General features: G+C 72.4%; 6 protein-coding genes and 2 pseudogenes. 6 read left to right on the top strand and 2 right to left on the bottom strand.

Translation table 11 applies throughout. The annotated features are described in order from the left end of the window. From whiA to AC2W7J_RS15005, 6 genes and pseudogenes are all read left to right on the top strand, one after another. Positions 1 to 570, top strand: a pseudogene (gene whiA / locus AC2W7J_RS15030) (DNA-binding protein WhiA); the annotation flags it as partial. Positions 571 to 678: 108 nt separating this feature from the next. Beyond that, positions 679 to 1,686: a type I glyceraldehyde-3-phosphate dehydrogenase gene (gene gap, locus AC2W7J_RS15025; RefSeq protein ID WP_427802341.1), complete on the top strand. Its 1,008-nt coding sequence runs from the start codon at positions 679 to 681 to the stop codon at positions 1,684 to 1,686. A 45-nt stretch (positions 1,687 to 1,731) separates the two neighbouring features. Then, a pseudogene (locus AC2W7J_RS15020) lies at positions 1,732 to 2,938 on the top strand (phosphoglycerate kinase). Position 2,939: 1 nt separating this feature from the next. Then, entirely contained in the window at positions 2,940 to 3,734 is a 795-nt protein-coding gene (tpiA, locus tag AC2W7J_RS15015; RefSeq protein WP_485983364.1) for a triose-phosphate isomerase, read from the top strand. A gap of 136 nt (positions 3,735 to 3,870) precedes the next feature. After that, positions 3,871 to 4,116, top strand: coding sequence for a preprotein translocase subunit SecG (secG, locus tag AC2W7J_RS15010; RefSeq protein ID WP_421008350.1), 246 nt, complete (start codon positions 3,871 to 3,873; stop codon positions 4,114 to 4,116). A gap of 27 nt (positions 4,117 to 4,143) precedes the next feature. Continuing rightward, positions 4,144 to 4,494: an RNA polymerase-binding protein RbpA gene (locus AC2W7J_RS15005; RefSeq protein ID WP_255183501.1), complete on the top strand. Its 351-nt coding sequence runs from the start codon at positions 4,144 to 4,146 to the stop codon at positions 4,492 to 4,494. Between the two features lie 33 nt (positions 4,495 to 4,527). On the opposite strand, the gene pgl is transcribed toward AC2W7J_RS15005, so the two are convergent. Beyond that, entirely contained in the window at positions 4,528 to 5,379 is an 852-nt protein-coding gene (pgl, locus tag AC2W7J_RS15000; RefSeq protein WP_485983362.1) for a 6-phosphogluconolactonase, read from the bottom strand. Position 5,380: 1 nt separating this feature from the next. After that, positions 5,381 to 5,842, bottom strand: a 462-nt coding sequence (locus tag AC2W7J_RS14995) for an OpcA/G6PD domain-containing protein (RefSeq protein ID WP_485983360.1), incomplete at its 5' end; no start/stop codon positions are given.

Raw genomic sequence — 5,842 nt, 5'->3', positions numbered from 1 at the left:
CGCTCACCGAGCCCGGCCGCAGCTCCTCGCTCGAGATCACCTGCCCGGGCCGGAGGCCGCGCTGGCGCTCGTCGGGGCGGCCCGTCGTCTCGGCATCCCGAGCAAGGCGCGCGAGGTGCGCGGGGTCGACCGCGTCGTCATCCGCGACGGCGACGCCATCTCGGCGATGCTCACCCGGCTCGGCGCCCACGAGGCCGTCATGGCATGGGAGGAGCGCCGGATGCGGCGCGAGGTCCGGGCGACGGCCAACCGTCTGGCCAACTTCGACGACGCCAACCTGCGCCGCTCCGCGCGCGCGGCGGTCGCCGCCGGGGGCGCGCGTCCAGCGGGCGCTGGAGATCCTCGGCGACGAGGTGCCCGACCACCTGCGCGAGGCCGGCCAGCTGCGGCTCGAGCACACCGGGGCCTCGCTGGAGGAGCTCGGCCAGGCGGCCGGACCCGCCGATCGAGACCAAGGACGCCGTGGCCGGTCGGATCCGCCGGCTGCTCGCCATGGCCGACAAGCGCGCCGAGGACGAGGGCATCCCGGGCACGGAGGCCTCGCTGACCTCCGACATGCTCGACGGCTGACCGGGGGCGCGGCGCCTGCCACGGCATCGTGGGCAGGCCCTAGGGTGGACGTGACCGGGGTCGCACCGGCGACCTGCTTCCGGCACCACCGACGTGGAGGTATTCACCGTGACAGTTCGTGTAGGGATCAACGGGTTCGGCCGCATCGGCCGCAACTTCTTCCGTGCGGTCAAGGCGTCCGGGGCGGACGTGGAGGTCGTGGCCTTCAACGACCTGGGCGACGACGCCACGCAGGCGCACCTGCTCAGGTACGACTCCATCCTCGGGCGCTACGACGGTGACGTCTCCGTCGTCGACGGTGGCATCGAGGTGGACGGCCGCGTGGTCACCTCGCTCGCGGAGCGCGACCCGGCCGCCCTGCCCTGGGGTGACCTCGGCGTCGACGTCGTCGTCGAGTCGACGGGCTTCTTCACCGATGCCGACGCCGCCCGGGCGCACGTCGAGGGCGGCGCCAAGAAGGTCATCATCTCCGCGCCGGCCAAGCACGAGGACATCACCATCGTCATGGGGGTCAACGACGGCCTCTACGACCCGGAGAAGCACACGATCATCTCCAACGCCTCGTGTACGACCAACTGCCTCGCGCCGATGGCCAAGGTGCTCAACGACGGTCTCGGCATCGAGAGCGGGCTGATGACGACGATCCACGCCTACACCGCGGACCAGAACCTCCAGGACGGCCCGCACAAGGACCTGCGCCGCGCCCGGGCCGCAGCACTCAACATCGTGCCGACGTCCACGGGAGCCGCCAAGGCCGTCGCACTCGTGCTGCCCGAGCTCGAGGGCAAGCTGGACGGCTACGCCCTTCGCGTCCCGACGCCGACCGGGTCCGCGACCGACCTGACCTTCACCGCGAGTCGTGAGACCACGGTCGACGAGGTCAACGCCATCGTCCGCGCGGCCGCCGAGTCCGGCCCGCTCGCGGGCAAGCTCGTCTACACCGAGGACCCGATCGTCTCCACGGACATCGAGACGGACCCGGCCAGCTGCACCTTCGACTCGCTGCTGACCAAGGTCATCGGCAACCAGGTCAAGGTCGTCGGCTGGTACGACAACGAGTGGGGCTACTCCAACCGTCTCGTCGACCTCGCGGTCCACGTCGGCTCGCGTCTCTGAGACGATCCCACCCGACACCACCACCGCATCGCCCGAAAGGCCACCGTGAAGACCACCGCTGACCTCGGGGACCTGCGCGGCAAGCGCGTCCTCGTCCGATCCGACCTCAATGTCCCCCTCGACGGGACCACGATCACCGACGACGGCCGCATCCGCGCCTCCCTGCCGACGATCTCCGCCCTCGCGCAGGCCGGGGCGCGGGTCGTCGTCTGCGCCCACCTGGGTCGCCCCAAGGGCGCGCCGGACCCGCAGTACTCGCTCGCCCCCCGTCGCCGCGCGGCTGGGCGAGCTGCTCGGGGCCGACGTGGCCTTCGCGCAGGACACCGTGGGGGAGTCGGCCCGCGCGGTCGTCGACGGGCTGGCCGACGGTCAGGTCGCCCTGCTCGAGAACCTGCGCTTCAACGCCGGTGAGACGAGCAAGGACGAGGCGGAGCGGGGTGCCTTTGCCGACGAGCTCGCCTCGCTGGCTGACGCCTACGTCTCGGACGGCTTCGGCGTCGTGCACCGGGCGCAGGCCTCCGTCTACGACATCGCCACCCGGCTGCCGGCCGCGATGGGCGGTCTCGTCGGGGCCGAGGTCGAGGTGCTGCAGCGCCTCACGCGCGACCCCGAGCGTCCCTACGCCGTCGTCCTCGGTGGGGCGAAGGTCAGCGACAAGCTCGGCGTCATCGACAACCTCCTCGGCACCGCCGACCGCCTGCTCATCGGCGGGGGCATGGTCTTCACCTTCCTCAAGGCCCAGGGCCACGAGGTCGGCAAGAGCCTGCTCGAGGAGGACCAGCTCGCGACGGTGACCGAGTACCTCGAGCGGGCCGAGCGCGACGGGGTCGAGATCGTCCTGCCGACCGACGTCGTGGCGGCCACCGAGTTCTCCGCCGACGCCGAGCACGAGGTCGTCGCCGCGGACGAGATCCCGGCCGACCGGATGGGTCTGGACATCGGTCCCGAGTCGGGTCGGCTCTTCGCCGACAAGCTCGCCGACTGCCGCACCGTCTTCTGGAACGGCCCCATGGGGGCCTTCGAGATGGCGCCCTACGCGGCCGGCACCGAGGCCGTGGCCCGGGCCCTCGTCGAGGCGACGAAGGGGGGCGCCCTCACCGTCGTCGGTGGCGGCGACTCCGCGGCCGCGGTGCGCCAGCTCGGCTTCACCGACGACCAGTTCGGCCACATCAGCACCGGTGGCGGCGCGAGCCTCGAGTACCTCGAGGGCAAGCGCCTGCCGGGCCTGGCCGTCTTCGGCGAGGAGGCCTGACATGGCCGGCGCACGCACCCCCCTGATGGCGGGCAATTGGAAGATGAACCTCGACCACCTGCAGGGCACCCACCTCGTGCAGAAGCTCGACTGGACCCTGCGCGACGCCCGCCACGACTTCGGTGCCGTCGAGGTCGTCGTCGTGCCCCCCTTCACCGACCTGCGCTCGGTCCAGACGCTCGTCGACGGTGACAGGCTGGCGCTTCGCTACGGAGCCCAGGACCTCAGCCCGCACGACTCGGGCGCCTACACCGGCGACGTCTCCGGAGCCTTCCTCGCGAAGCTCGGCTGCAGCTACGTCGTCGTCGGCCACAGCGAGCGTCGTGAGGGCCACGGTGAGACCGACGCCGTCGTGGCGAGCAAGGCCGTCGCGGCCTTCCGCCACGGGCTGATACCGATCGTCTGCGTCGGCGAGGGGCTCGAGGTCCGTCAGGCGGGCGAGCACGTCAGCCACGTGCTCGCCCAAGTCGAGGGCAGCCTCGCCGGGATCACGCCGGAGCAGGCCGAGACGGTCGTCATCGCCTACGAGCCGGTGTGGGCCATCGGCACGGGTGAGGTCGCGACGCCGGAGGACGCGCAGGAGGTCTGCGCGGCCATCCGCGGCAAGCTGGCGCAGATGTGGTCCGACGCGACCGCCGACAAGGTGCGCGTCCTCTACGGGGGCTCGGTGAAGTCCGGCAACGTCGCCAGCATCATGGCCGGTGCCGACGTCGACGGCGCCCTCGTCGGTGGAGCCTCTCTCGAGGCCGAGGAGTTCTCCTCGATCTGCCGCTACCAGCAGCACCTCACGGCCTGACCACGACCGTCACGCCGGGTGGGGCGCGCCGCGCCCACCCGGCCTGACCCGTGGCGCAGGTTGCAGGGGTATCCTGACCCGGGGCGCCGCCGTGGCGGTGCCGCACCCGAGACCCGACCGACAAGGACCTGATCGCGTGAACGCCGTCCGCATCGGACTGCAGGTGATCCTCGTGATCACCGGCCTGATCCTCACCCTGCTCATCCTCATGCACAAGGGGAAGGGCGGTGGCATGTCCGACATGTTCGGTGGCGGCATGTCGGCGTCTCTCGGCAGCTCGTCCGTCGCCGAGCGCAACCTCACGAGGTTCACGATCGTCGTCGGCCTCGTCTGGTTCACCGCCGTCGTCGGCATCGGACTCATCGACCGCTTCGACGCCTGACGCGTCCCGCACCCCCAGGAGCACCACATGGCAGGTGGAAATGCGATCCGCGGCAGCCGCATCGGCGCCGGACCCATGGGTGAGGCCGAGCGCGGCGAGGCCGCGCCCCGCACCTTCGTCTCCTACTGGTGCGCCAACGGCCACGAGGTGACGCCCTCCTTCGCCGTCGAGGACGGTGTCGAGGTCCCCGACGTGTGGGAGTGCAAGCGCTGCGGCCTGCCCGCAGGCCGTGACAAGGACAACCCGCCGGCCCCGCCGACGGCCGAGGTCTACAAGACCCATCTGGCCTACGTGAAGGAGCGCCGCTCCGACAGCGAGGGCGAGGCGATCCTCGAGGAGCGCCTCGGCGAGCTGCGCGATCGCGGCCTCATCCGCTGACCCACGGCCCGGCCTCCGCTCAGCCACGGCCACTTACCCGGCCGGACAGACCTGAATCCGCATGACCCTGGGGTAATGCGGATTCAGGTCTGTCCGGCGGTGTTCGGCCGTCCGCAGGGGGCTTCCGGGCGTCAGATGGGCTGCGGGGGCCGGCGTCAGGTGAGCCGGGGAGGCGGCGGCCTCGTCGACCAGCCAGAGGGTTCGGCCCAGGGCCTGCAGCTGTGCGGCGGTGCTCTCCTGCGCGGGGGCGCCGGAGACCCCCTTCGCCACGGCCTCGGCCTTGTCGGCGCCCGCCACGACGAACCACACCTCGTGCGAGCGGGCGAGGCAGCCGAGGGTGAGCGAGACCCGGGTGGGGGGAGGCTTGGGGGAGTCGTGGACGGCGATCGCGAGGGCGTCGTCGCGGAGCTGCGCCGGGTGGCCGGGGAAGAGCGAGGCGACGTGACCGTCTGGCCCCACACCAAGGAGCACGACGTCCCAGGCGCCCCCACCGTCGACCCGCAGCGCCCGCTCGTAGGCGATCGCCGCGGCCTCGGGTGATTCCGAGGTGTCGGGGCCGGGGACCCGGTGGACCCGAGCCGGGTCGAGGGGGAGGCGGTCCAGGCCCGCCGAGTCGTTCTGGGTGTCGTTGCGGTCGGGGTCGCCGAGGGGCAGCCACCGCTCGTCGCCCCACCACACGTGCACCCGGGACCAGTCGACGACGTCGACCGCCGGGTGATCGGCGAGGGCCGCGACGAGGGCGGAGCCCATCGATCCGCCGGTGAGTGCCACGTGGGCCTCGCCCCGCAGCGCCACCGCCTCCTGGACGCTCGCCAGCAGCCGGCCGGCGATCATCGTCGCCGTCGTGGCGGCGTCCGGGTGGACGAGGACGATCCGCTGGGCCATCTCAGTCCTCCAGACGCTCGCGGACGGCATGCTTGACCGCCTTGGTGCTCCGGTCGGCCTGCTCCGGCGCGGCCTCGACCATCGCGCTGCGGATGATCTCGCTCGACTCCTCCGCGAGGCGCTCGGTCGTGCGGCGCGCCTCGCTCGGCGACGGGACGAGCCCCGCGTCGACGGCCTCGGTCATCGTCATCCGTCGCCGAGTGATCTTGGGCAGACCCGAGGTCAGGGCGTCCTCGTAGACCTCGTCGGGGTCGAGCCGGCTCAGCTCGTCGGCGAGGCACTCGGCGTCCGACCGCGGCGCGAGCGCGATGGCCCGCTGCGGCTGGTCCGGCTGGTCGAGGGTGGCCGTCGCCCCGTGCTGCGGCCGCACGAGGTCGATCGGTCCGGAGGCGCCGCTCGAGCCGGGACGCTGACGATGCCGGAGCGGCGCGCGCCGGATGAGCGAGACGGGGCAGCGCAGCCG

The organism is Janibacter sp. CFPM2_SD2 (assembly GCF_057364645.1).
This window is presented reverse-complemented; position numbering and strand designations above follow the sequence as displayed.